At 70.9% G+C, this 23,967-nt stretch carries 21 protein-coding genes; 6 read left to right on the top strand and 15 right to left on the bottom strand.

Annotated features, from left to right (window positions below; genetic code table 11):
• Positions 1-13: 13 nt before the first annotated feature.
• The gene (locus ACFU8W_RS16730; protein ID WP_345514127.1) at positions 14-415 is read right to left on the bottom strand and encodes a RidA family protein; all 402 of its coding nucleotides are present in this window, start codon (positions 413-415) and stop codon (positions 14-16) included.
• Positions 412-1,587: an acyl-CoA dehydrogenase family protein gene (locus tag ACFU8W_RS16725; protein ID WP_384037240.1), complete on the bottom strand. Its 1,176-nt coding sequence runs from the start codon at positions 1,585-1,587 to the stop codon at positions 412-414. The genes ACFU8W_RS16730 and ACFU8W_RS16725 overlap by 4 nt, the downstream gene beginning before the upstream one ends.
• Positions 1,588-1,675: 88 nt before the next feature.
• Here ACFU8W_RS16725 and ACFU8W_RS16720 point away from each other — a divergent pair, with 88 nt between their 5' ends.
• From ACFU8W_RS16720 to ACFU8W_RS16705, 4 genes are read left to right on the top strand one after another with little or no spacing between them, the layout of a single operon-like run.
• On the top strand, positions 1,676-3,307 hold the full coding sequence (locus ACFU8W_RS16720) for an AMP-binding protein (RefSeq protein ID WP_384037237.1): 1,632 nt from the start codon (positions 1,676-1,678) through the stop codon (positions 3,305-3,307).
• A 4-nt stretch (positions 3,308-3,311) separates the two neighbouring features.
• Positions 3,312-4,139, top strand: a complete 828-nt coding sequence (locus ACFU8W_RS16715; protein WP_345514130.1) for a PaaX family transcriptional regulator C-terminal domain-containing protein — start codon at positions 3,312-3,314, stop codon at positions 4,137-4,139.
• A gap of 40 nt (positions 4,140-4,179) precedes the next feature.
• Positions 4,180-5,016 carry a GNAT family N-acetyltransferase gene (locus ACFU8W_RS16710; RefSeq protein WP_384037233.1) on the top strand — a complete coding sequence of 279 codons (837 nt, stop codon included), beginning with the start codon at positions 4,180-4,182 and terminating at the stop codon, positions 5,014-5,016.
• On the top strand, positions 5,013-5,471 hold the full coding sequence (locus ACFU8W_RS16705; RefSeq protein ID WP_384037230.1) for a hypothetical protein: 459 nt from the start codon (positions 5,013-5,015) through the stop codon (positions 5,469-5,471). The genes ACFU8W_RS16710 and ACFU8W_RS16705 overlap by 4 nt, the downstream gene beginning before the upstream one ends.
• Here the strand turns inward: ACFU8W_RS16705 and ACFU8W_RS16700 are convergent.
• A complete protein-coding gene (locus ACFU8W_RS16700; protein WP_384037228.1) occupies positions 5,458-7,740 on the bottom strand; it encodes a bifunctional salicylyl-CoA 5-hydroxylase/oxidoreductase in 2,283 nt (760 codons plus the stop codon). The two genes, ACFU8W_RS16705 and ACFU8W_RS16700, sit on opposite strands and share 14 nt — an antisense overlap.
• A gap of 4 nt (positions 7,741-7,744) precedes the next feature.
• Positions 7,745-8,572, bottom strand: a complete 828-nt coding sequence (locus tag ACFU8W_RS16695; RefSeq protein WP_266980389.1) for an enoyl-CoA hydratase family protein — start codon at positions 8,570-8,572, stop codon at positions 7,745-7,747.
• Between the two features lie 225 nt (positions 8,573-8,797).
• Here ACFU8W_RS16695 and ACFU8W_RS16690 point away from each other — a divergent pair, with 225 nt between their 5' ends.
• Entirely contained in the window at positions 8,798-9,232 is a 435-nt protein-coding gene (locus tag ACFU8W_RS16690) for an ATP-binding protein (RefSeq protein WP_384037224.1), read from the top strand.
• Positions 9,233-9,462: 230 nt separating this feature from the next.
• Here ACFU8W_RS16690 and ACFU8W_RS16685 read toward each other — a convergent pair whose 3' ends face one another.
• From ACFU8W_RS16685 to mmuM, 6 genes are all read right to left on the bottom strand, one after another.
• On the bottom strand, positions 9,463-10,902 hold the full coding sequence (locus ACFU8W_RS16685) for an amino acid permease (RefSeq protein ID WP_384037221.1): 1,440 nt from the start codon (positions 10,900-10,902) through the stop codon (positions 9,463-9,465).
• A 211-nt stretch (positions 10,903-11,113) separates the two neighbouring features.
• Positions 11,114-12,118: an ornithine carbamoyltransferase gene (gene argF / locus ACFU8W_RS16680; RefSeq protein WP_345514139.1), complete on the bottom strand. Its 1,005-nt coding sequence runs from the start codon at positions 12,116-12,118 to the stop codon at positions 11,114-11,116.
• 235 nt (positions 12,119-12,353) lie between these two features.
• Positions 12,354-13,586, bottom strand: a complete 1,233-nt coding sequence (locus ACFU8W_RS16675) for an arginine deiminase (RefSeq protein WP_345514140.1) — start codon at positions 13,584-13,586, stop codon at positions 12,354-12,356.
• Positions 13,587-13,696: 110 nt separating this feature from the next.
• Positions 13,697-16,264: a polynucleotide kinase-phosphatase gene (locus ACFU8W_RS16670; protein ID WP_384037216.1), complete on the bottom strand. Its 2,568-nt coding sequence runs from the start codon at positions 16,262-16,264 to the stop codon at positions 13,697-13,699.
• Positions 16,261-17,739: a 3' terminal RNA ribose 2'-O-methyltransferase Hen1 gene (locus tag ACFU8W_RS16665; RefSeq protein ID WP_384037213.1), complete on the bottom strand. Its 1,479-nt coding sequence runs from the start codon at positions 17,737-17,739 to the stop codon at positions 16,261-16,263. Before ACFU8W_RS16665 ends, ACFU8W_RS16670 begins: the two co-directional genes overlap by 4 nt.
• A gap of 66 nt (positions 17,740-17,805) precedes the next feature.
• Complete coding sequence (gene mmuM, locus ACFU8W_RS16660; RefSeq protein ID WP_384037211.1) at positions 17,806-18,744, bottom strand: homocysteine S-methyltransferase; 939 nt, start codon at positions 18,742-18,744, stop codon at positions 17,806-17,808.
• 319 nt (positions 18,745-19,063) lie between these two features.
• Here mmuM and ACFU8W_RS16655 point away from each other — a divergent pair, with 319 nt between their 5' ends.
• A complete protein-coding gene (locus tag ACFU8W_RS16655) occupies positions 19,064-19,987 on the top strand; it encodes an LLM class F420-dependent oxidoreductase (protein WP_384037208.1) in 924 nt (307 codons plus the stop codon).
• 187 nt (positions 19,988-20,174) lie between these two features.
• On the opposite strand, the gene ACFU8W_RS16650 is transcribed toward ACFU8W_RS16655, so the two are convergent.
• From ACFU8W_RS16650 to ACFU8W_RS16630, 5 genes are all read right to left on the bottom strand, one after another.
• Positions 20,175-20,993, bottom strand: a complete 819-nt coding sequence (locus ACFU8W_RS16650; RefSeq protein ID WP_384037205.1) for a hypothetical protein — start codon at positions 20,991-20,993, stop codon at positions 20,175-20,177.
• A 282-nt stretch (positions 20,994-21,275) separates the two neighbouring features.
• Positions 21,276-21,800 (bottom strand): DUF6099 family protein, encoded by a 525-nt coding sequence (locus ACFU8W_RS16645; protein ID WP_384037203.1) that lies wholly within the window; start codon positions 21,798-21,800, stop codon positions 21,276-21,278.
• Between the two features lie 124 nt (positions 21,801-21,924).
• Positions 21,925-22,269 carry a nucleotide pyrophosphohydrolase gene (locus tag ACFU8W_RS16640; RefSeq protein ID WP_384037200.1) on the bottom strand — a complete coding sequence of 115 codons (345 nt, stop codon included), beginning with the start codon at positions 22,267-22,269 and terminating at the stop codon, positions 21,925-21,927.
• An 11-nt stretch (positions 22,270-22,280) separates the two neighbouring features.
• Positions 22,281-23,510, bottom strand: a complete 1,230-nt coding sequence (locus ACFU8W_RS16635; RefSeq protein WP_384037197.1) for an AAA family ATPase — start codon at positions 23,508-23,510, stop codon at positions 22,281-22,283.
• 55 nt (positions 23,511-23,565) lie between these two features.
• Positions 23,566-23,964 carry a cell division protein SepF gene (locus tag ACFU8W_RS16630; protein ID WP_384037194.1) on the bottom strand — a complete coding sequence of 133 codons (399 nt, stop codon included), beginning with the start codon at positions 23,962-23,964 and terminating at the stop codon, positions 23,566-23,568.
• Positions 23,965-23,967: the final 3 nt, after the last annotated feature.

Raw genomic sequence — 23,967 nt, 5'->3', positions numbered from 1 at the left:
CCGCACGGTGTGTTCACGGCAGTACGGCGATGCCGTCGAGCTCGACGAGTGCCTGTTCGTCCCAGAGCCTCGCCGCCCCGATGACCGCCATCGCCGGGTAGTCGCGGCCGGCCAGCCGTTTCCAGATCCGCCCGAGTTCGGGCGCGTGGGCGCGGTAGTCGGCGACATCAGTGGCGTAGACGGTCACCCGCGCCAGGTCGGCCGGGGAGCCCCCGGCCGCACGCAGCGCGGTGAGCAGATTGGTCAGGGCCGTCGCGAACTGCTCGGGCAGCGTGGCCCCGATGACCTTGCCGTCCCGGTCGAGGGCGGTCTGCCCGGCCAGGAGGACCAGGCTGCTGCCGGTGGCCGTGACGGCATGCGAGAAGCCCGTGGGCGGGGACAGTTCGGCGGGGTTGATCCGGTGTATCGGGCTCATACGGCAGGCTCCTGATTCACGGTCGGCGCCGGGCGCGCGGTCCCCGTCGCTGTCTCCGTCGCCGCCGCGTACAGCTCCTTGGCGACGATCGTGCGCTGGACCTCGCTGGCGCCCTCGTAGATCCGCGGGGCACGCACCTCCCGGTAGAGGTGTTCGAGCAGATGGCCGCGGCGCAGCGCGCGGGCGCCGTGCAGCTGGACCGCCGCATCGACGACGTACTGGGCCGCCTCGGTGGCGTACAGCTTCGCCATCGCCGCCCGGCCAGGTACGCCGGGTTCCCCCGCGTCGTACGCCGCCGCGGCCGCGTAGACGAGAAGCCGGGCGGCCTCCGTGCGGGTGGCCATCTCGGCTACCTGGTGGGAGACGGCCTGCAGTTCCTTCAGCGGACCACCGAACGCGGTGCGTTGCGCGGTGTGGGCGAGGGTCGCGTCGAGGGCGGCGCGGGCCATGCCGACGGCGAACGCGCCGACGCTGGGACGGAACAGATTGAGGGTGTTCATGGCGACCCCGAAGCCGCGGTCCGGTTCGCCGAGCACATCATCGGGCGTGACCGGCACGCCGTCGAAGGCGAGGGCGCCGATCGGGTGCGGGGAGAGCATGTCGAGGGCGGTGCCGGTCAGTCCCGGGCGGTCGGCAGGGACCAGGAACGCGGTCACGCCGCGGGCTCCGGCGCCTGGTGTCGTACGGGCGAAGACGGTGTAGAAGTCGGCCTCGGGGGCGTTGGAGATCCAGCGCTTCTCACCGGTCAGCCGCCAGCCGTCCGGGGCGCGCTCGGCCGCCAGGGCGAGCGCCGCGGCGTCGGAGCCGGCGCCGGGCTCACTCAGTGCGAAGGCGGCGACGGCACGCCCGGCCCGGACCTCGGGAAGCCAGCGCGCCCGGTGGGCCGGGGTACCCGCCTGGACCAACGGGTATGTGCCGAGTCCCTGGAGGGCCAGCGCGGTCTCGGCCTCCGTGCAGGCGCGGGCGAGGGACTCCCGCAGCAGGCAGAGGTCGAGGGCGCCGGAGGAGAAAAGGCGGTCGAGCAGGCCGAGTTCGCCGAGGGCGGCGATCAGCGGGCGGTTGACGTGCCCCGGTTCGCCCTTCTCGGCGAGGGGGCGCAGCTCCTGTTCGGCCAGGGCGCGCAGTTCTTCGCACCAGGCGGTCTGTGCCGGATCGAGTGAGAATGCCGTCATACCGGCGCCTCTCCTGTCCCCTATCGCGAACTGTTGACTACCGTCATTCAAACGATACGCTCCAAGGGCGACAAGGGGGCGATCCGTTATGGACCCGAAGACCTCAGCGCACCATGACACCTTTGCCCGGGAGCATCTACCACCCCCGGACCAGTGGCCGGAACTGGTCTTCGGCCTCCCCGAGCTGAACTATCCGGACCGGCTGAACTGCGCCGCCGAGCTGCTCGACGGCACGGTCGCCCGCTTCGGCCCCGACCGCCCCGCCTTCCATACGCCCCAGGGCGCGATCTGGAGCTACGGGGAGCTCCAGGACCGGGTCGACCGGATCGCCCATGTCCTGACTGCCGATCTGGGGGTCGTCCCCGGCAACCGGGTTCTGCTCCGCGGGCCCACCACGCCCCACCTCGCCGCCTGCTGGCTGGCCGTGCTGAAGGCGGGCGCGATCGCGGTGACCGTACTGGCCCAGCAGCGGGCCCAGGAGCTCTCCACCATCTGTTCGATGGCCCAGGTCGGTCATGCGCTGTGCGACATCCGGTCGGTCGACGACCTGGTGAAGGCGGGGGTACCGGGGCTGCGGATCACGGTGTACGGAGGTGACGGTCCCGACGATCTGCTGCACCTGGCCGAGGGGCGGCCGGGACCCTACCGCGCTGTGGACACGGCCGCGGACGATGTCGCGCTGATCGCGTTCACCTCGGGCACCACCGGACGTCCCAAGGGCTGCATGCACTTCCACCGCGATGTGCTGGCCATCGCCGACACCTTCTCCCGCCACGTGCTGCAGCCCCGTCCCGACGACGTGTTCGCGGGCAGTCCGCCGCTCGGCTTCACCTTCGGGCTCGGCGGTCTGGTGGTCTTCCCGCTGCGGGCCGGGGGGTCGGCTCTGCTGCTGGAACAGGCCGGTCCGCGGCAACTGCTGCCCGCGCTGGCCGCCCACCGCGTCTCGGTCCTGTTCACCGCACCGACCGCCTACCGCGTGATGCTCAACCACCTCGACAAGCACGATCTCGCCGCGCTGCGGCGCTGCGTGTCGGCGGGCGAGAACCTGCCCTTGGCCACCTGGCAGTCCTGGTACGAGCGGACCGGCCTGCGCATCATCAACGGCATCGGCGCCACCGAACTGCTGCACATCTTCATCTCCGCCGCCGACGACGTGATCCGCCCCGGCACCACCGGCGTTCCCGTGCCCGGCTGGGAGGCGCGCGTGCTGGACCGGGACGGCCGCGCGGTGCCCGACGGGGAGCCGGGGCTGCTCGCCGTCCGCGGCCCGGTCGGCTGCCGCTATCTCGCCGACATCCGCCAGTCGGAGTACGTACAGCACGGCTGGAACTTCACCGGCGACACGTACACGCGTGACAGCGACGGCTACTTCCACTACGTCGCGCGCGCCGACGACATGATCATCTCCTCCGGGTACAACATCGCGGGTCCCGAGGTCGAGGACGCCCTGCTGCGCCATCCCGAGGTCGCCGAGGTGGCGGTGGTCGGGCATCCGGACGAGCTGCGCGGGCAGATCGTGGTGGCGTACGTGGTGCTGCGCGAGGGCGGCGAAGCGTCGGCCGACGAGCTGCGCACACACATGAAGAACGAACTCGCCCCCCACAAATGCCCGCGCGTCATCGAATTCGTGCCGGCGCTCCCCCGGACCGCCACCGGCAAACTGCAGCGGTTCCGGCTGCGGAGCGACGGGGACCGGACCGACGGACGGGACCTAGAGTGATCACGTGGCCGAGCAGCACACCCCCAGATCCCTGATCGTCACCCTCTACGGCGCGTACGGTCGCGCCCCCGGCAATGCACCGCTGCCGGTGGCCGAACTGATCCGGCTGCTGTCCGTCCTCGGTGTCGACGCCCCGTCCGTACGCTCCTCCGTCTCCCGGCTGAAGCGGCGCGGGCTGCTCGTCCCCGCGCGTACCGTGAGCGGTGCGGCCGGGTACGCGCTGTCGTCCGACGCCCGCCAGCTGCTGGACGACGGCGACCGGCGGATCTATGCGCACCCGTCGCCGCCGCTCCAGGACGGCTGGGTGCTCGCCGTCTTCTCCGTACCGGAAGCGGAACGGCACAAGCGGCACCTGCTGCGCTCGCGGCTGGCCCGGCTCGGCTTCGGCACGGCGGCGCCCGGGGTGTGGATCGCGCCCGCCGCACTGTACGACGAGACTCGGCACACGCTGGAGCGGCTGGAACTCGCCCCGTATGTGGACCTGTTCCGCGGGGAACACCTCGGCTTCGCCGCGACGCGCGAGTCCGTGGCGCGCTGGTGGGACCTCGACGCGATCGCCCGGCTCCACGTGGACTTCCTGGAGCAGCACGAACCGGTGCTGCGGGCCTGGGAGTCACGCACCGGTGCCCCTGATCCCGAGACCGCCTACCGCGACTATCTGGCGGCCCTGGACTCGTGGCGGCAGCTGCCGTACGCCGATCCCGGCCTGCCGGAGGAGCTGTTGCCCAAGGAGTGGCCCGGGGGCCGGTCGGCGGAGGTGTTCGGGCTGCTGCACGCCCGGTTGCGTGACGCGGGGGAGGAGTTCGTACGGGGCGGGCCGGGCGGCTCGTAAAACGTGTGCACGGCACGGGCCCGACTGGCCATCATGGACCATGACCTGGACCTTCACTGACGATGCCGATGTGTTCCTGAAAACGGCCGGTGCATGGCTGGCCACGCGGCCCGCCGAGAACACCCTGGTGCTGACCATCGCCGCGACGCTGCGCAGCAGCGGCGCTCAGGCGTACGGCGACGGCGCCCCGGTGCTGGGCTGGTGGCGCGGGCCGGACGGTGAGGTGGCGGGGACCCTGGTGCAGACCCCTCCGCACCCACCCCTGCTCGGTGTCGTTGCCCCGGAGGCTGTCGGTCCGCTGACCACCGCGTTCCCGCTGACCACTGTCAACGCGGACCGGGCCACGGCCGATGCGCTGGCCGCCGAGTGGCCCGGCCACCGGGTCGACAAGGAGCAACGTCTGTACCGACTCGGCGAGTTGATCCCACCCTCACCCGCGCCGCCGGGCGGCCCCAGGTCCGCGACGACCGCCGACCGCGCCTTGCTGATCGCCTGGCACCATGCGTTCGCCGCAGACGTCGGCCAGCCGAACGCGCGCGCCGAGCGAATGGTGGACGAGCGGACGGCGGCCGGCAGGCTGACGCTCTGGGAGACCGGCGGGGTCCCGGTGTCGATGGCCGGTGTCTCCTTGCAGGTCGCGGGTTCGGTACGGGTGGCGCCCGTGTACACACCGCCGGAGCACCGGGGCCGCGGGTATGCGGCGGCGGTGACGGCCGAGGTCAGCCGGGCGGCACGGGAGGCGGGCGCGGACGAGGTGGTGCTGTTCACGGACCTCGCCAATCCGACCAGCAACGGCGTGTATCAGCGGATCGGGTTCCGGCCCGTCTCGGACCGGCTGCTGATCAGTGCGCAGGGCAACGGTGTGGAGGAGAGATGACCGAGTCCGGTGAGGTCCGGGAGCCGCTCTGGCTGATCGCCGCGAATGTGGTGCGCTTCCGGCGGTACGGGGAGGGCGGTCAGGAACTGCGGCCCGGCACCAAGTCGTTCCGGGGAGGTTCGAAGGTGTACGTGATCGGTGGCTACGGCGGCATGGCGTACGAGGAAGTGACGGTCATCGGTCGGGGTCGGCATACCGGCGCCTACATCACGATCGATATGGCCACCCGCAATCTGCACTCCTTCCGGCCGGCCCTGGTCCGCAGCCCTGCGGTTCTCCGCCGGTACGACGAGGCCACGAGCGGGTGGTACGGGGACGAGACCCGAGAGGCGTCGGAGGCGATGGCCACCTTGCTGGCGGTCAAGGCACGCGCCGAGAGAACCGAGCACTGGCGCGGCTCCCCGCATCCGGATCCGTGCCGGTGCCACGAGTGTCTGACGCTCACCCCAGAGTGAGCCGCGGCTTCGGTGCGTCCGTGCGGCCGGTCGGGGGTGTGCGGCTGCCCGCGCGGTACGGGAGCGGCCAGGGGGCGCCCTGTCCGGCGTAACCCTGTTCGGCCGCCGCGTGCAGGGTCCAGTGCGGGTCGTAGAGGTGCGGGCGGGCCAGGGCGCAGAGGTCGGCGCGGCCCGCCAGCAGCAGGGAGTTGACGTCGTCCCAGGAGGAGATCGCGCCGACCGCGATGACGGGCACGACCAGGGTGTTGCGGATCCGGTCGGCGTACGGGGTCTGGTACGAGCGGCCGTACTCGGGGCGTTCGTCCGGGACGACCTGGCCGGTGGAGACGTCGATGGCGTCGACGCCGTGCGCGACGAACGCGCGGGCGATCTCGACGGCCTCCTCGGCCGTCGTGCCTCCTTCGGCCCAGTCGGTGGCGGAGATCCGGACGGTCATGGGCCGGTCGTCGGGCCACTCGGCGCGTACCGCGTCGAAGACTTCGAGGGGGAAGCGCAGTCGGTTCGACAGCGGTCCGCCGTAGGTGTCGGTGCGTCGGTTGGTGAGCGGCGAGAGGAAGCCGGACAGCAGGTAGCCGTGCGCGCAGTGGAGTTCGAGCAGGTCGAAGTCGCAGGTGACGGCATGCCGGGCGGCCGCGGCGAACTGGGCGCGGATGACCTCGAGTCCGGCCCGGTCCAGGGCGTGCGGGACCTGGTTGACTCCTTCCGCGTACGGGATCGGGGAGGCGGCGGACAGGGGCCAGTTGCCCGCGTCGAGCGGCTGGTCGATGCCGTCCCACATCAGCTTGGTGGAGCCCTTGCGGCCGGAGTGGCCGAGCTGGATGCCGATCGCCGTGCCGGGCGCCGAGGTGTGGACGAAGTCGGTGATCCGGGTCCAGGCGTCCGCCTGTGCGGGGGTGTAGAGGCCGGCGCAGCCGGGGGTGATGCGGCCCTCGGCGCTCACGCACACCATCTCGGTCATGACGAGCCCGGCGCCGCCGAGCGCGCGGGCGCCCAGGTGGACGAGGTGGAAGTCGCCGGGAACGCCGTCGACCGCCGAGTACATGTCCATCGGCGAGACGACGACACGGTTGCGGAGTTCGAGTCCGCGCAGCCGCAAGGGGGTGAACATCGGCGGGGTGTCCGGGGCGCAGCCGAACTCCTCCTCGACGGCCGCGGTGAATCCGGCGTCGCGCAGCCGCAGGTTGTCGTGGGTGACGCGGCGGCTGCGGGTCAGGAGGTTGAAGGCGAACTGGCGGGGCGCCTGGTCGACGTACGTACCGAGCTCCTCGAACCAGCGCAGGCTGGCCGCGGCGGCGCGCTGGGTCGATTCGACGACGGGGCGGCGCTCGGCCTCGTATGCGAAGAGGGCGGCGGGCAGGTCGGGCTGTTCCTCGATGCAGGCGGCCAGCGCGAGGGCGTCCTCGACGGCGAGTTTCGTGCCGGAGCCGATGGAGAAGTGGGCGGTGTGGGCGGCGTCGCCGATGAGGACGGTGTTGGCGTGCGACCAGCGGGCGTTGACGACGGTACGGAAGGTGAGCCAGGAGGAGTTGTTGGAACGCAGCGGGCGGCCGCCGAGGACATCGGCGAAGATCTTGGCGCAGCGTTCCGTCGAGGCTGCGGCGTCCATGGTGTCGAGCCCCGCCGCGCGCCAGACCTCCTCGCGCATCTCGACGATGACGGTGGAGGCACCGGCCGAGAAGGGGTAGGCATGCAGCTGCATCACGCCGTGTTCGGTCTCGGCGATCTCGAAGCGGAAGGCGTCGAGGGCGAAGTCGGCGGCGAGCCAGATGTAGCGGTTGCGGTGGGCGGTGAGGGTGGGCCGGAAGGTGTCGGCGTACGCCTCGCGGGTGGCGCTGTGCACCCCGTCGGCGGCAATCACCAGATCGTGCGTCGCGGCGAGTTCGGCGGCGGGCGGGGCCTCTTCGCGAAAGCGGAGCCGTACCCCCAGCGACTTACAGCGCTCGTGAAGGATCTCCAGGAGCCGTCGGCGGCCCAGCGCCGCGAAGCCGTGGCCGCCGGATGTCTGGGTCCGGCCGCGGTGGACGATGTCGATGTCGTCCCAGCGCACGAACTCGGCCTGGAGCGCCCGGTACACCACGGGGTCGGCGTGCTCGATGCCACCGAGCGTCTCGTCGGAGAGGACGACTCCGAAGCCGAACGTGTCGTCCGGGGCGTTGCGCTCCCAGACGGTGATGGAGCGCTCCGGGTCCAGGCGCTTGAGGAGCGCCGCGGCGTAGAGTCCGCCGGGACCGCCGCCGATGACCGCGATCCGCCTCGTGCCGTACCGCATCGCGTTACCTGCCCTGCCATTTCGGCGGCCGCTTCTCCGTGAACGCGGCGTGGAACTCGGCGTAGTCGTCGCCGTGCATCAGCAGCGCCTGGGTGGCGGCGTCCATCTCGACGGCGGCGGCGAGCGGCATGTCGAGTTCGGCGGTGAGCAGCGCCTTGGTCTGGGCGAGGGCGAGGGCGGGTCCTTCGGCGAGGCGGTGTGCGAGCGCCGCGGCGCGTGCGTCGGCCTGCCCCTCCTCGGTCAACTCACTGATCAGCCCGATCCGTTCCGCCTCGGGGGCGCGGACCTGCTCGCCGAGCATCAGCAGCCGGGTTGCATGGCCGAGACCGACGACGCGCGGCAGCAGATACGCAGCTCCCATGTCGCCGCCGGAGAGTCCGACCCGGGTGAAGAGGAAGGCGAACCGGGCGGACGGGTCGGCGACACGGAAGTCGGCGGCCAGCGCGAGGACGGCACCGGCGCCCGCGGCGACCCCGTGGACGGCCGCGATGACAGGGAAGGGGCACTCACGCAGCGCCCGTACGACCTGTCCGGTCATGCGGTTGAAGTCGAGCAGCTGCGCGGTGTCCATCGCCAGGGTGGCGCCGATGATCTCGTCGACGTCGCCGCCGGAGCAGAAGCCGCGCCCCTCGCCGGCCAGCACGAGGGCGCGCACGGAGCGTTCTCGGGACAGCTCGGCAAGGAGATCGCGCAGATCGGCATAGGCGCCGAAGGTGAGCGCATTGAGTTTCTCGGGGCGGGCCAGGGTGACGGTGGCGACGCCGTCGTCCGTCGTCAGCCGCAGATGGCGCCAGTGCTCGGTGCGCGGCGCGGAGCTGGGAAACGGGCTCATGGAGGGTGGTCCCCTTCAGCCGTCGGGCTGCTACCTGCCCTCGAATTTATCACTCATCCGTGACTCCCGTCACGAGTGCGCAATAAAGGGACGGTGAGAGCGAAGTGGCGAAGGTCCCATTCGTACCGGTCGCTCGCCCCTTGTCTGCGTCGTTGCACTTCGTATGGTTGAAACCGAGAAGTCTTGAGCTCCAGAAAGTCGTGCCCTCCGGAACGGATTCCTGCTGTGCCCCCCGACGTACCGATCCCCGCCTCCTGGCGTATCGCGCTGCCGCACTCGACGGCGGCGGTGCCGATCGCCCGCGCCCTGATCCGTACGGCGCTGACGGACATCGGCGCCTCTGCCGACTCCCTCGACACCGCGGAGCTCCTCACCGCCGAACTGGTCGCCAACGCCGTGGAGCACACCGCCGGCGACGATCCGATCGAGCTGGTGGTGGAGATTCTGGAGACCGGCTGCCAGGTGGAGGTCCACGACCGCGACCCGGCTCCACCGGGCGATCTCTCCCGGCCCGGTCCGGGCAGCGAACCGGACCCCTGGCAGGAGCACGGCCGGGGCCTGCTGCTCATCCGCACCCTCAGTTCGTCCTGCGGCCATCGCACGACGGAACACGGCAAGACGGTCTGGTTCACCCTGCCGTCGCCTCAGCCCCAGCACTAGTGCCCCTCCCGGCAAGCTTTGCCCCGTCGCACCGCCCGGCACGCGCTCCCCCAAGGCCTTAAGGGCCAGGGGGGACCCCCTTCCGCGTTGGCCAAAAGCCCTGGTAGCTCCTTCCCCAAGCTCTCAACTCCGTTCGAGCAGGGGAGACCCCATCCAAGGACTTCCGGCCGCCTTGCGATCGCACGCACCGGACGGCGCCCCTCATGGGGCAAACATTGCCGGTCAAGGCACTAGGCCCGGTCCGCACCGGCCAGCCGGGACCGGCGTCGCCCGTAGCAGGCGTACACCGCCGCACCGGCCAGCAGGAAGACCGCGAACTGCACCCAGGTCGCCCAGCCCGTCCCGTACATCAGGTAGAGGCAGAAGCCGACGCCCAGGATCGGGCTGGCCGGATAGAGCGGCACCCGGAAGGAACGCTTCAGCCCGGGGTGGCTGCGGCGCAGCGCGATCACCGCGACATTGACCGCCACCATGGTGGCGAGCGTGCCGATGGTGGTCAGGTTCACCACCGCGTCGAGAGAGGCGAAGGCCGCCGGAACCGCAAAGACGACGGCGACGATCCAGGTGTTGGCGACGGGTGTCGCGGTCCGCGGCGAGACGCGTTCGAAGACCCGCGGGACCAGGCCGTCACGGGACATCGACATCAGGATGCGGGTCTGCCCGTACATCACCGCGAGCACGACGGACGCGATGGCGACGACCGCACCGAAGGCGATGATGCCGCCGCCGACAGTCGAGTCGGTGACCTGGTCGACGATCAGCGAGAGCGCGGCCGGCTTGTCGGAGACGGCGTCCGCGCCGAGTGCCCCGATGGCGGTGAGGGCGACCGCGCAATAGAGCAGGGTGGCGACACCGATGCAGATCATGATCGCGATCGGGATGTTCCGGCGGGGGTTCCTGACCTCTTCGCCGGCGGTGGTGATGGCGTCGAAGCCGATGTACGAGAAGAACGCCAGCGAGGCACCGGAGGTGATCCCGGCCACGCCGTGGGTGGCGAACGGCGAGAGGTGTCCTGCCTCGAACGCGGTGAACGCGATGGCGCAGAACGCGATCAGAATGCCGATCTTGAGGACGGCCATCGCGGCCGTGGCTCCCGCGCTCTCCCGGACGCCGCGCACCAGCAGGGTGGCGGCCATCATGATCACCACGACGGCGGGGAGGTTGATCACGCCGCCGTCGGCGGGCCCTGCGGACAGGGCGGCGGGCAGGTGCCAGCCGACGATGCTGTTCAGCAGCTCGTTGACGTACTGGCTCCAGCCGACCGCGACCGCGGAGACCGAGACGCCGTACTCCAGCAGCAGGCACCAGCCGACGAGGAACGCGGTGCGTTCGCCGAGGGTGGCGTAGGCGAAGGAGTAGGAGCTGCCGGAGACCGGGATCGCGCCGCCCAGCTCGGCGAAGGAGAACGCGGTGAAGATGCAGGTGATCGCAGCGAGGACGAAGGAGACGACGACGGCGGGACCGGCCTCGGCGACGCTGTCGGAGAGGCCGACGAAGATGCCGGTTCCCACGATGGCGCCGATGCCGAAGCACACGAGCTGGAAGAGCCCCATGGTGCGCTTGAGGCCGTGCCCCTCCAGGTCGGCGCCGGATTCGGCGACCAGCTGGGTGGGGCTCTTGATGCGCAGTCCCGGCCGGGGCGACAGGCTCTGCGGGCGGAGCGGACTCACGGGGATGATCTCTTCTCTGGTGGAGCATGTGGGGGGTCGTGCGCGCGGAGCCGGCGGGGGCTCCGGTCGGCTCCGTGGGGGGAGCGCGTCAGACACGACGATGGGGTTCGAGCCCGCGAGCTCGAACCCCACCAAGTGGAACCATTGTAACCAATTGCCTGCATGTTCACCCAATCGGGCGCATGTTCATGCAGACCTGGGCGGCGACCCGTCAGACGGCGGCCAGGGTCGCCACCAGGACGGCCTTGATCGTGTGCATCCGGTTCTCGGCCTCGTCGAAGACGATCGAGTGCGCGGACTCGAAGACCTCGTCGGTGACTTCCAGCTCGGTCAGCCCGTGGGCGGCATGGATCTCGCGGGCGACCTTGGTGCCGAGGTCGTGGTAGGCCGGGAGGCAGTGCAGGAACTTCACATCGGCGTTCCCGGTGGCGTTCAGGACGTCCATGGTGACGGCGTACGGCGCGAGCGCCGTGATGCGCTCGGCCCAGACCTCCTTGGGCTCGCCCATGGAGACCCACACGTCGGTGGCGACGAAGTCGGCACCGCGGACGCCCTCGGCGACATCCTCGGTGAGGGTGACGGTCGCACCGCTGGCCTCGGCGAGCTTGCGGGCCTGCGCGACGATCTCCTCGGCCGGCCAGTAGGACTTCGGGGCGACGATCCGGACGTCCATGCCCAGCAGCGCACCGGTGACCAGGTACGAGTTGCCCATGTTGAAGCGGGCGTCGCCGAGGTAGGCGAAGGCGATCCGCTCCAGCGGCTTGTCGCTGTGCTCGGTCATCGTGAGGACATCGGCGAGCATCTGGGTCGGGTGCCAGTCGTCGGTGAGCCCGTTGAAGACGGGGACTCCGCCGTACGCCGCGAGCTCCTCGACGGCCGCCTGACTGTCACCGCGGTACTCGATGCCGTCGAACATCCGGCCGAGTACGCGGGCCGTGTCCTTCACCGACTCCTTGTGGCCCATCTGCGAGCCCGAGGGGTCGAGGTACGTGGTCGAGGCACCCTGGTCGGCGGCGGCGACCTCGAAGGCGCAACGCGTGCGGGTCGAGGTCTTCTCGAAGATCAGCGCGATGTTCTTGCCGCGAAGCCGCTGCACCTCCGTACCCGACTTCTTGGCCGCCTTGAGCTCGGCGGCCAGGTCGATCAGGCCGCGGAACTCCTCGGCCGTGAAGTCCAACTCCTTGAGGAAGTGGCGGCCTGCGAGGTCTATGGCCATGGTGGCTGCTCCTGGGTCGGGCGAGGGTCGCGCGTACAGTTCTCTGGAAGTCTATACGAGAGAGCGCATTGCTATACAGGCCCCGCGCGGTCGTGCCGCCTTCCGTACTCCCGCGGGGTCCCGTGTTCCCCCGTTCGGTCGCACGCTCCCAGCACCAGTACCCCTCCCGGCAAGCTTTGCCCCGTCGCGCCGCCCGGCACGCACGCACCGGACGACGCTCCTCACGGGACAGCCCTCAGACCGCATCGCGGACCACCGGGCAGCTCATGCAGCGGGGACCGCCCCTGCCCCGGCCGAGTTCGCTGCCGCGGATCTCTATGACCTCGATGCCTTGCTTGCGCAGATACGTGTTGGTGGTCGCGTTGCGTTCGTACGCGACGACGACGCCCGGCTCGACGGCCAGCACATTGCAGCCGTCGTCCCACTGCTCGCGCTCGGCCGCGTGCACGTCCTGGGTGGCCGTGAGGACCCGGATCGAATCCAGCCCCAGCGCCGCCGCGATGGCCCGGTGCATGTGCTCGGGCGGATGGTCGGTGACCTTGAGCTCCCGCGGTCCGCTGCCGGGCTCGATGGTGTAGGAGCGGAGCATGCCCAGCCCCGCGTACTGGGTGAAGGTATCGCCGTCGACCATCGTCATCACCGTGTCGAGGTGCATGAACGCCCGCCTCTTGGGCATGTCGAGCGCCACGATCGTCCGGGCGGAACCCGCGTCGAACAGTCCGCGGGCCAGCATCTCCACCGCCTGCGGGGTGGTGCGCTCGCTCATCCCGATCAGGACGGCGCCCTGCCCGATGACCAGGACGTCGCCGCCCTCGATGGTGGACGGATAGTCGTCCTGCCCCTCGGACCAGTGGTGGAAGGCTCCCGCCTCGGAGCCGGTGAAGAGGGGGTGATGGCGGTAGATCGCCTCGAAGTGGACGGTCTCGCGCTGCCGGGCCGGCCAGCGCATCGCGTTGATGGACACCCCGTCGTATATCCAGGCGGACGTGTCCCGGGTGAAGAGGTGGTTGGGCAGCGGACCGAGCAGGAAGTCGTCCAGGTCCATGACATGGAAGCGGACGGATGTCGGCTCGCTGTGCCGTTCCAGGAACTCCCGCTTCGTCATCCCGCCGACCAGCGCCTCGGCCAGCTCGGCGGCGGGCAGCTCCTCGAAGGCGGCCCGCAGGTGTTCGGTGGCGAGCGGGCCGTACTCCTTCTCGTCGAAGACCCGGTCGAGGACGAGCCGCTTGGCCACCGGGATGTCCAGGGACTCACGCAACAGATCGCCGAAGAGGTGCACCTCCACCCCGCGGTCGCGCAGGACGTCCGCGAAGCCGTCGTGCTCCTGCCGGGCGCGGCGCACCCACAGCACGTCGTCGAAGAGGAGCGCGTCCTTGTTGCTGGGGGTGAGCCGCTTCAGTTCCAGATCGGGGCGGTGCAGGATGACGCGGCGCAGCCGCCCGGCCTCGGAGTCGACATGGAATCCCATGCCTCCATCCTCACCGCGCGGAGCGCCGTTCACCCGGCGAATCGCCACCGAGTTCGCCACCGGATGCGATGCCGGGTCCGGCATCGCATCCCGGCGCGTTCCGGCTGCGGTCAGAGCCTCGGGTCGACGGGCTCCGACTCCAGGGCGAGCACCGCGAACACCGCCTCGTGGACCCGCCACAGCGGCTCGCCCTCGGCCAGCCGGTCCAGGGCCTCGAGGCCGAGCGCGTACTCACGGAGCGCCAGCGACCGCTTGTGGCCGAGGAACCTGGAGCGCAGCCGCTCCAGATTTTCCGGACGCGTGTACTCGGGGCCGTAGATGATCCGGAGGTACTCCCGGCCGCGCACCTTGATGCCCGGCTGGACCAACCTGCCCTTCTCGTCCCGCACGAGCGCGGCAAGGGGTTTGACGACCATGCCTTCGCCGCCGCGGCCGGTCATCTCCAGCCACCAGTCGATGCCGGCGCGGACCGATGCCTCGTCGCCGGTGTCGACGACGAGCCGCCGGGTGACCTGGAGCAGCCCCGTGGGGTCGTGCTCCACCAGCCGGTCGAGCCAGGCCAGCTGCTCGTCGTGCGGTACGGCGGCCAGCGAACGGCCCTGCACGGCGAGGATCTGGAACGGGGCGATCCGCACCCCGTCCAGGCCCTCGGTGGTCCAGCAGTAGCGACGGTAGGCGTCGGTGAACGCCGCCGCGTCGGCCGTACGGTCCTGCTGACGCGCAGCCAGCTCGGCGACGTCGACACCGCGTGCCGCCGCTGCCGCCAGAGCCGCGTCGACCTCGGGGAGTACGGCACCGGACGCGGCGCCGACCGCCGCGTACTGGGAGCGCAGCAGCCCGCCCGCCTTGAGGGACCAGGGCATCAGCTCGGCGTCGAGCAGCACCCAGTCGGTGTCCCACTCCTCCCAGAGCCCTGCGGCGGCGACGGCCGTACGCAGTCTGCCGAGGATCACCTCGGTCAGGGCGGCGTCGTCGAGGAACGGCCGACCGGTGCGGGTGTGCAGCGCCCCGGTCGGGCCCTCGACCCCGAACCGCTCGCGGGCCGCGTCCGCGTCACGGCAGACCAGGGCCACCGCCCGCGAGCCCATGTGCTTCTCCTCGCACACGACCTGGGCGACCCCGTCGGCCCGGTACTGCGCGAAGGCCTCGGCGGGGTGCTCCAGGAAGCCCTCCTCGTGGGAGGTCGCGGTGGGCGCCATCGTCGGCGGGAGGTAGCCGAGCAGCCGCGGGTCGACGGCGAACCGGCTCATCACTTCGAGCGCCGCCGCGGCGTTCTCCTCCCGCACCGAGATGCGGCCCATGTGCCGGGTCTCCACGATCCGCCGGCCCTGCACATCGGCCAGGTCGAGCGGACGCCCCTCGCGACCCCCGGGCGCCTCGGTGACGAGCGGTTTCGCGGGCTCGTACCAGACCTTCTCGGCCGGTACGTCGACGAGTTCGCGCTCCGGCCAGCGCAGCGCGGTCATCTTCCCGCCGAAGACCGCGCCCGTGTCCAGGCAGAGGGTGTTGTTGACCCAGGACGTGCTGGGCACGGGGGTGTGGCCGTAGACCACGGCGGCGCGGCCGCGGTAGTCCTCCGCCCACGGGTAACGCACCGGCAGGCCGAACTCGTCGGTCTCGCCGGTGGTGTCCCCGTACAGCGCGTGCGAGCGGACCCGTCCGGAAGTGCGCCCGTGGTACTTCTCGGGCAGCCCGGCGTGGCAGACGACCAGCTTCCCTTCGTCCAGCACGTAGTGACTGACGAGCCCGTCGATGAACTCCCGTACCTGCTCTCGGAAGGCCGGATCCCTGACGTCCTCGCGGTCCAGCTGCTCGATGGTCTCGGCGAGCCCATGGGTGTGCTGGACCTTGCGGCCCTTGAGGTAGCGGCCGAGCTTGTTCTCGTGGTTCCCCGGCACGCACAGGGCGGTGCCCGCCGCCACCATGGACATGACGCGGCGCAGTACGCCGGGGCTGTCGGGGCCGCGGTCGACGAGGTCGCCGACGAAGACCGCCATACGCCCTTCGGGGTGCGCGCCGTCGACGTAACCGAGCTTGCCGAGCAGGGTCTCCAGCTCGGAGCTGCAGCCATGGATGTCACCGATGATGTCGAACGGCCCGGTGAGATGACGCAGGTCGTTGTAGCGGCGCTCCAGCACCACGTCGGCGTGGTCGACCTCTTCCTCGGTGCGCAGGATGTGCACCTTGCGGAACCCCTCGCGCTCCAGGCCGCGCAGCGAGCGGCGCAGCTCGCGGCGGTGGCGCTGGACGACGTGGCGGGGCATGCCGGCGCGGTCGGGGCGGGTGGCGTTGCGCGCCTGGCAGACCTCTTCGGGCAGATCGAGGACGATCGCGATGGGCAGCACGTCGTGGGTCCGGGCCAGCTGCACCAGCTGCCTGCGGCTCTCGGCCTGGACGTTGGTGGCGTCGACGACGGTCAGCCGTCCCGCGGCGAGCCGCTTGCCCGCGATGTAGTGCAGGACGTCGAAGGCGTCACCGCTCGCGCTCTGGTCGTTCTCGTCGTCTGCGACGAGGCCGCGGCAGAAGTCCGAGGAGATGATCTCGGTGGGCTTGAAGTGCTTGCGCGCGAACGTGGACTTGCCGGAACCGCTGGCCCCGATGAGCACGACGAGGGAGAGGTCGGTCACCGGCAGCGTGCGGTGCGCGTCGGTGCTCTTTTCGGTGTCGTCGTCGGTCATGCTGCCTTCGCCTCCTTCTTCTTCGTGTCGTCCTCGGCGGTCTTCGTGAACACGGCCATCTGTGTGGGCGGCCCCACCTCGGGGTCGTCGGGTCCCACCGACACGAAGCCGACTTCGTATCCGTGCCGCTGCGCCACTTCCTGCGCCCAGCCCCGGAACTCGGCCCTGGTCCATTCGAAGCGGTGGTCGCCGTGGCGCACGTGGCCGGCGGGGAGGCTCTCCCAGCGGACGTTGTACTCCACGTTCGGCGTCGTCACGAGCACCGTCTGCGGCCGGGCCGAGCCGAACACCGCGTACTCCAGCGCGGGCAGCCTCGGCAGGTCGAGGTGCTCGATGACCTCGCTGAGCACGGCCGCGTCATACCCGCCCAGCCGCTTGTCGGTGTATGTGAGCGAGCCCTGCCTCAGCGTGACGCGGCCGGCCTGCCGCTCGCCCATCCGGTCCAGCTTCAGCCGACGCGAGGCGACGGTCAGGGCCCGCATCGAGACGTCGACGCCGACGATCTCCGTGAAGCGCACGTCCTTCAGCAGTGCCTGCACCAACTGCCCCTGTCCGCAGCCGAGGTCCAGCACCCGGCTCGCCCCGGCGGCCCGCAGCGCCTCAAGGATCGCTTCACGCCGCTGCTCGGCGAGCGGCACCGGCTTCTCCTCGGTGTCCGTCGTCTCGTCCACGGCATTGTCGACGCTCTCCACCGCCAGGTCGTCCAGCTCGGCGAGCCGTACCAGTTCGAGCCGTTCCATCGCCTGCCGGGTCAGCCCCCAGCGCCGGGAGAGATAGCGGCTGGTGATCAGCTTGTGCTCCGGGTGGTCGGCCAGCCAGCCGTCACCGGCTCGCAGCAGCTTGTCCACCTCGTCGGGCGCGACCCAGTAGTGCTTGGCGTCGTCGAGCACCGGCAGCAGGATGTACAGCTGCCGCAGCGCGTCCGCGAGCCGCAACTCGCCCTCCAGCACCAGTCGTACGTACCGCGAGTCGCCCCACTCCGGGAACTGCTCGTCCAGCGGTACGGCCACCGCGTCCACGCTCGTCCAGCCGAGCGGACCGAAGAGCTTCGTCACGAGCTCCGCGCCACCACGCGCCGGGAGCGCGGGCACCTCGATCCTGAGCGGCAGGGGCGCCGCCGCGCGCTCGGGCAGGGCCCGGCACACGCCGTTCAGAGCGGACTTGAAGACGGTGCTCATCGCGACGGAGAGCAGCGAGGACGCCGCGTACGGCCGGTCGTTGACGTACTGCGCGAGCGCCGCGTCGGGAGCGCCGCCACGGCCCTTGCCCTTGCCCCGGCGCACGAGCGCCACGGGATCCACCTGCAGCAGCAGGGCGGCCGTGCAGCGCTCGGCGGATGCCTCGGGATAGAAGACATGCGCGGTGCCGTGGGAGGTGGAGAACGTCTGCGCCTTCTCGGGATGCTTGTGCAGCAGGAAGCCGAGGTCGGTTGCGGGGCGCTCAGGGGTGCCGGTCGTACCGATAGTCAGGAACACACGTCCGAGTATGGTCTGGATCACTGCCCCCGACCAGGCATTTTCGTGGTGCCTACGGGACGGCCCTCAGGGTGTCCGGGGTTCTTCTCTCCCTGCCTTCGGCCCGGCCCCCAGCAGCCCGGCCAGCTCCGCGATCGGTCCGGGACCGACCCGGCAGCAGCCGCCGACCAGCCGCGCACCGGCCTCCTGCCAGCCCCTCACCCGGCGAGGGTCGAACGTGGCACCACCGGTCCATCCCCGGCCCTCGGCGTCCCACTGCTCCCCGCTGTTCGGGTAGACGACAACCGGTTTCCCGGTCGTCTCGGCCGCCGTCACCACCGCCCGGTCCGCGTCCGCCGGATCGCAGCAGTTCACCCCCACGGCCACCACCCGGTCGTGCCCGGCGGCGAGCCCGAACGCCGTCTCCAGCGGCTGCCCCGCCCGGGTCCGGTCGCCCGCCACGCTGTACGAGAGCCAGACCGACAGCCCGTAGTCGTCGACCACCCGCAGCAGCGCCTCGGCCTCATCGGTGTCCGGCACCGTCTCCAGCGCCAGCACATCGGGGCCGGCGGCGGCCAGCGCCTCGATCCGGGGCCGGTGGAAGCGCTCCAGCTCCCGCACCGAGAGCCCGTACCGCCCGCGGTACTCGCTGCCGTCCGCGAGCATCGCCCCGTACGGGCCGACGGAGCCGGCGACCCAGACCTCCCGGTCCGCCGCCGCACCGGCCCGCCGGGCCAGCTCCACGCTGGAGGCGAAGAGCTCCGTCGCCCGGTCCCGGCCGATCCCCCGCCGCGCGAACCCTTCGTACGTCGCCTGGTAACCGGAGGTGATGAGCACCTGCGCACCCGCCCGCACATACGCCCGGTGCGCGGCCTCGATCTGCCGCGGCTCGTCGACCAGCAACCGGGCCGACCACAGTTCGTCGGACAGGTCGCAGCCCTGCGCCTCCAGTTGGTTGGAGAGACCGCCGTCGAGGAGGACGATTCCTTCGGCGAGCGCGGCGGCCAGCGGGCGGGCGGGTTGCACAGCTGCTCATTCCCTCCGGTCGACCACCTGCCCAGGTGCGTGCGCGGGTCGCGGCGATACGGTCCTCGTCGGCCGGGGACCGCAGGAGGCCCGGATCCCACGACAGCCGGACGATCGCCACCAGGGCCTTCTGCATGTCGGTGACGAGGAGCGCGCAGGTGTGTGTACGACCCACGGTAGCGGTCCTCCTCCGGGCAGCGAGGTGATCGCGGAGAAACGGCCTGAGTACGCCGGCGTACCGTGCCCTCCGCACGCCGTGACGCGTGTGCGACAGCGGTTCAAGGCGAGTCCGTGAGTACACCACGGGCATGATGGACGCATGGATCTTCGTGTCTTCACAGAACCGCAGCAAGGGGCGACCTACGAGACGCTGCTCCGCGTCGCCAAGGCAGCCGAGGAACTCAACTACGGAGCCTTCTTCCGCTCGGATCACTATCTGCACATGGGAGCCGTGGACGGCCTCCCAGGACCTACTGACGCCTGGATCACGCTTGCCGGTCTCGCGCGCGAGACGACGCGGATCCGCCTCGGAACCCTCATGACCGCCGGCACCTTCCGCCTCCCCGGTGTCCTCGCGATCCAGGTTGCGCAGGTCGACCAGATGTCCGGCGGACGGGTGGAGCTGGGGCTCGGCTCCGGCTGGTACGCGGAAGAGCACGCGGCCTACGGCATCCCGTTTCCCAAGGAGAAGTTCGGACGCCTGGAGGAGCAGCTCGCGGTCGTCACCGGGCTGTGGAACACCCCCATCGGCGAGCGATTCGACTTCACCGGGACGTACTACCAGCTTTCGGACTCCCCCGCGCTGCCCAAGCCCGCCCAGGCCAGGGTGCCGGTCCTGATCGGCGGCCACGGAGCCAGGAGGACACCCGCTCTTGCCGCTCAGTACGCCGACGAGTTCAACATTCCGTTTGCGTCCCTTGCCGACACGGAGCAGCAGTTCAAGCGCGTGCGTGCGGCGGCTGAAGCCTACGGGCGCAGGGCGGACGACCTCGTCTACTCCAATGCCCTCGTCGCCTGTGTCGGCAAGACCGACGCGGAGGTGAAGCGCCGGGCGGAAGCCATCGGCCGCGACGTCGACGAACTGAAGGCCAACGGTCTTGCCGGGTCTCCCGCGGAGGTCGTCGAGCGCATCTCGGCGTTCCGGGCCGTCGGCTCACAGCGGATGTACCTGCAGATGCTGGACCTTGACGACCTGGACCACTTGGCATTGATCGCGTCCGACGTGATGCCGCAACTCTCGTAGCGAACCGGGTCGGGAAGTCGTGGGGGCCTGTCGACCGACTCGGCCGGCCGATGCGGTCGTTGCCTCAACCTGCAGACGGGTGCGCCGGTCGACCTGCGACGGGTGATGTTCGGCCGCGGGGGCAGTCCGCTGTTCGCGCTGCCCCCGCCCCGGAATCCGGCGGCCCGTCCGCGGCCACCCCGACCCGTCAACTCACCCCCGGGGGAAGGGCGATGCTGCCGCCGAACACTCCACGGTTCTCCTCGCTCACGTCCTGGGTGTACGTGATGTCCTGCCCGCCGTTCGGAATCAGGAAGGCGAACCGGAACGCGTGGGCTTCCACCTTCCCCGTCCTGGCATCCAGCGTCAGCGTCTCGGTCAGCCGGGACAGGGTGACCTGAGACTTGTCCACCGCCACGCCGGCCCCTCGGAGTTGGTCGAGGACGGGCTCCACCTCTCGTACGGCGGACTTCACATAGGCACGGTCCTGCACCTCGGGCACCTTGCGCGGCGAGGCCACCCGCACCTGGAGCCGCACCTTGCCGTGACTGTCCGCCTCGGTGAGGGTGACGCCCCCCTGCTTCAGGTAGGTCCGGAACGTCTGGACGGCGGCGACGGGATCCTCGACCTTGTTCGCGATCACCGGATCAGTGAGGGCCCCGTGCTTCCAGGTGCCTGCGTCGCCCTCCTTCACGTACCCCGTACCGCCGACGACGAAGACCTCTTCGGGCTTGCGCTGCCCTTTACTGCCGATGATGACCCCATGGGACTGGAGCGCCTCGGGATCACTGGTGCGCCGCACGGTGGCCGTATAGGACGCATTGCTGGGCTGCTGCCCTTGCAGGGTGAGCCCTTCCTTCCCGCGCACGGCGAAGGTCCATCCGTGCTGCGCCGCCATGGCCTTCTCGGCGAGGTCGAGAAAGTCGCCGGGGGTCTCGGGCGAGGCGGGCGCCTTCTCCGATGCAGCCGCGGATGCGGATGCCGCTACCGACTTCGCCGCGGCCGGCTGCACATCCTCCCCGCCCACGACGGAGCAGCCAATGGCCGCAGAACAAAGGGGCGCAACCACCCCGACAAGCCCGACCCGCCTCTTCATCTACGTGCCCCTCCTCCGGCCCCCCGCCTGACGTGGGGTAACGAGGCGCGGACTATATAGCAAGGTGCGCGGCTCAGTCGCGGCAGCGGACAATCCGCCCATTCCGATGGGCAGCCACGAGGGCCACCGGGCGGGAATGGTTCGAAGGTCAGCACGCCCTGTCATGAGGGAACGCGGAGGAGCAGGTCAAGCTCCAGCCTCATTCTCGCGCCGTCACGGCGGGCCCGCCGCCGAGCCCGCCGGTCCGCGCACCGCACCGTACGCACCCTCCCGCTCCCTCTGCCGGTCCTGCTCCCGGTCCTGCTCGGCGAGGAGCCGGAGCATGCTGTGCACCCGGTCCAGCGCCTCGTCGGCCGCATCGATCGCCTCGATGCACTGCCAGTAGAGGCTCTCCTCGCCGGTGTCACAGGCCACCGCGACGAGAGCCATCCCCATCTCCCCCAGCAGCGCGCCGAGGCCGGTCAGTGCCGCCCGGGGATCGGCAATCTCGGCAAGCTGCGCGGCCCGCGGCGTGCCGGTCCGCACCACCGGATGGTCCGCTGCCCCGCCGCCGCTTCCCCCGATCTCGCCGAGCCCCCGTGCCTCGCCCCGCAGCACCTTCGGCCCGTGGGCCGCCAGGTGCTCGCCGATCGCCTGGGCCAGCGCCTGGACCTGCCAGGCCTCCGCCATGACGGACGGCGCGCCCCGGCTCTGCGCCAGAGCTCGCCGACTTACCTCTATGAGCCGCTCCGCTTCCATACGTCGCCCCCGTCCGAACGAAAACCCGCTCACCCCATCCACTACCCACAGTGAAGGGAGCGGTACCGAAACGCCAGGGGATTTCGGAAATCTGTGGACACGAAATCGACTGTGAAGAAGTCGATCACTCCGAAGAGTGACGATTTTGAGACTCTGGAGGCTTCGGAACCGGGAAGCGCGCTTCGTTCCTGTCGATCTTCTCCGCCAGCGCCGCCAGCGCATCGATGCCCAGCACCTCGCAGAACTGCAGCAGATACGCGAGCACATCCGCGACTTCGTCCGTCACCCGATGCGCCGTCTCGGGCACCTCCATCACCTGCGCGGACTGCTCCGGCGTCAGCCACTGGAAGATCTCGACCAGTTCGGACGCCTCGACGCTGAGCGCCGCCGCCAGGTTCTTCGGGGTGTGGTACTGCTCCCAGTCACGGGCGGCCGCGAACGCGGCGAGCCGTCGCTGCAGTGTCTGCACATCGAGTCCGTTCACGGTCCCAGGTGTACCACCGTCGCACCGGCGGCCCCACGGGCCCGTGCGGCGGCCGCCTCGGCGACCGTCCCCACCAGCCTGAGGTGCCCGGTCGAGCCGACCGACGCGGCCAGGGTCAGCAGTTCCGCCATCTGCCGTCCGTCCAGGTCCCGGTCCAGCCCGTCGACCAGGACGGTGAGCGTCTGCATGGCCGACGGCACCTCCGCCGCGGCGTCCATGGCCAGCACCCCGGGGCCGGTGAGCAGGACCAGAGCGAGCGCCAGATACCTCAACTCGCCGTCGCCGAGCCGCCCGACCGGGGTGAGGTGACCGCCGTCGCGCTCCACCACGGCGCGCAGCAACCCGTCCGGGAGCCGTTCGACGCCCAGCCCGCTCACCGTCCCCGCGCATCCGGCAGCGGCCGCCGCAACCAGCCGGGCATGCCGCTGTCCGCACTGGGTGTGTGTCCGTTCCAGTACCGCCGCAAGGTTGTCGCAGTCCCGGCGCAACCGGCCCTCCCCGCCGGACACCGGCGCCCGCATCCGCTGCGGCTGCGGTTCGCAGACGAAGACGGAGCGCAGGGCCACGACCATCTGTTCGGCGGCGGCGAGGACCCGTAACTGTCCCTCGGTCGTGCCCGCGACCCGCAGCGGCAGCAGCGCCGTGCCGAGCAGGTCGTCCGGCAGTGGGGCCCGGGTCACCGGGACGGTGCCGGCCGTGTGCCAGGCCGCCTGGACCGTCGAGCCCCTGGGGTCGCGCAGCGCGGTGGTCAGCAGCGTCTCGCCGCCGCCGGTCAGCCGTTCGCCGACGATCCGGAGGGCGGGCTCGGCCTGCACGGCGAGGTCGAGCCGGACCGGTCCTGCCGGGCCGGTCGCCGTGCAGCCGATCCGGAAGCCGCGGCGCCCCTGGGTGTCGGGACCGGCCCGTTCGGGTACGTACGCCGCCGGGTCCGGGAACACCTCGTCGAGCGGGTCGCCCGCGCCCAGCCGGGCCAGCGCCTCGTACGCCCGCAACACGCTGGTCTTCCCACTGCCACCGGCCCCCGCGAACAGCGTGAGCGGGCCCACCGGGAGGACGGTGCCACGGTGCGAGGCGAAGGCGGAGAGCCGCAGTTCGGTGACGACGGGGCCGGCGGACCGGACCGCACCGTTTCGGGGAGGTCCGGTTCGGACAGCCTCGGTTCGGGCTTCTCGGACGGCCGATGCCTCTGGGGTCGCCCACGGGTTTTCCGGGCAGCGTGCAGTCATGAGCGGACCGTAAGCACGCCGTCGACCGGCGAACCGTTCCGCCCGCGTGACCTTCCTACGATCGGGGGACGCCCGCGACCGCGACCCCTTCGACCTCCATGCCGGCCGGCGACAGAAGAAACACGTTCCGGTCGACGCGGTGCATTCCGCTGCCGAGCCCGAAGACCACACCGCTGGCGAAGTCCAGGATCCGCTTGGCCACATCGGTCTCGGCACTGGTCAGATCGAGCAGGACCGGGATCTGTGCGACCAGATACTCGGCCACCTCGCGCGCGTCCGCGAAGACCTGCACCCGCAGCACGACCATGCGCCGCTGTTCGACGGTCTCGTGGTCGTCGGGGACCGCGCGGTGGTCGACCCGTGACGGCCATTCGTTGCGGCTGCGCAGCGGTACGACCTGGGCCAGTCCCTCCCACTGCTCGTCCGTGACGTCATACCTGTCGTACCTGCTCACCGG

The organism is Streptomyces sp. NPDC057565 (assembly GCF_042801455.1).
In the GTDB taxonomy this organism is placed as follows: Bacteria; Actinomycetota; Actinomycetes; order Streptomycetales; family Streptomycetaceae; genus Streptomyces; species Streptomyces yanii.
The sequence above is the reverse complement of the archived record's forward strand: the minus strand, read 5'-3'. Positions and strand labels throughout refer to the sequence as shown.

What these genes read in the sequence shown, in the direction of transcription:
- ACFU8W_RS16730 (WP_345514127.1), bottom strand. Translation starts at nt 415, where the DNA reads ATGAGCCCGATACACCGGATCAACCCCGCCGAACTGTCCCCGCCCACG.
- ACFU8W_RS16725 (WP_384037240.1), bottom strand. Translation starts at nt 1,587, where the DNA reads ATGACGGCATTCTCACTCGATCCGGCACAGACCGCCTGGTGCGAAGAA.
- ACFU8W_RS16720 (WP_384037237.1), top strand. Translation starts at nt 1,676, where the DNA reads ATGGACCCGAAGACCTCAGCGCACCATGACACCTTTGCCCGGGAGCAT.
- ACFU8W_RS16710 (WP_384037233.1), top strand. Translation starts at nt 4,180, where the DNA reads ATGACCTGGACCTTCACTGACGATGCCGATGTGTTCCTGAAAACGGCC.
- ACFU8W_RS16705 (WP_384037230.1), top strand. Translation starts at nt 5,013, where the DNA reads ATGACCGAGTCCGGTGAGGTCCGGGAGCCGCTCTGGCTGATCGCCGCG.
- ACFU8W_RS16700 (WP_384037228.1), bottom strand. Translation starts at nt 7,740, where the DNA reads ATGCGGTACGGCACGAGGCGGATCGCGGTCATCGGCGGCGGTCCCGGC.
- ACFU8W_RS16695 (WP_266980389.1), bottom strand. Translation starts at nt 8,572, where the DNA reads ATGAGCCCGTTTCCCAGCTCCGCGCCGCGCACCGAGCACTGGCGCCAT.
- argF (WP_345514139.1), bottom strand. Translation starts at nt 12,118, where the DNA reads ATGGCCATAGACCTCGCAGGCCGCCACTTCCTCAAGGAGTTGGACTTC.
- ACFU8W_RS16675 (WP_345514140.1), bottom strand. Translation starts at nt 13,586, where the DNA reads ATGGGATTCCATGTCGACTCCGAGGCCGGGCGGCTGCGCCGCGTCATC.
- ACFU8W_RS16670 (WP_384037216.1), bottom strand. Translation starts at nt 16,264, where the DNA reads ATGACCGACGACGACACCGAAAAGAGCACCGACGCGCACCGCACGCTG.
- ACFU8W_RS16655 (WP_384037208.1), top strand. Translation starts at nt 19,064, where the DNA reads ATGGATCTTCGTGTCTTCACAGAACCGCAGCAAGGGGCGACCTACGAG.
- ACFU8W_RS16645 (WP_384037203.1), bottom strand. Translation starts at nt 21,800, where the DNA reads ATGGAAGCGGAGCGGCTCATAGAGGTAAGTCGGCGAGCTCTGGCGCAG.
- ACFU8W_RS16635 (WP_384037197.1), bottom strand. Translation starts at nt 23,510, where the DNA reads ATGACTGCACGCTGCCCGGAAAACCCGTGGGCGACCCCAGAGGCATCG.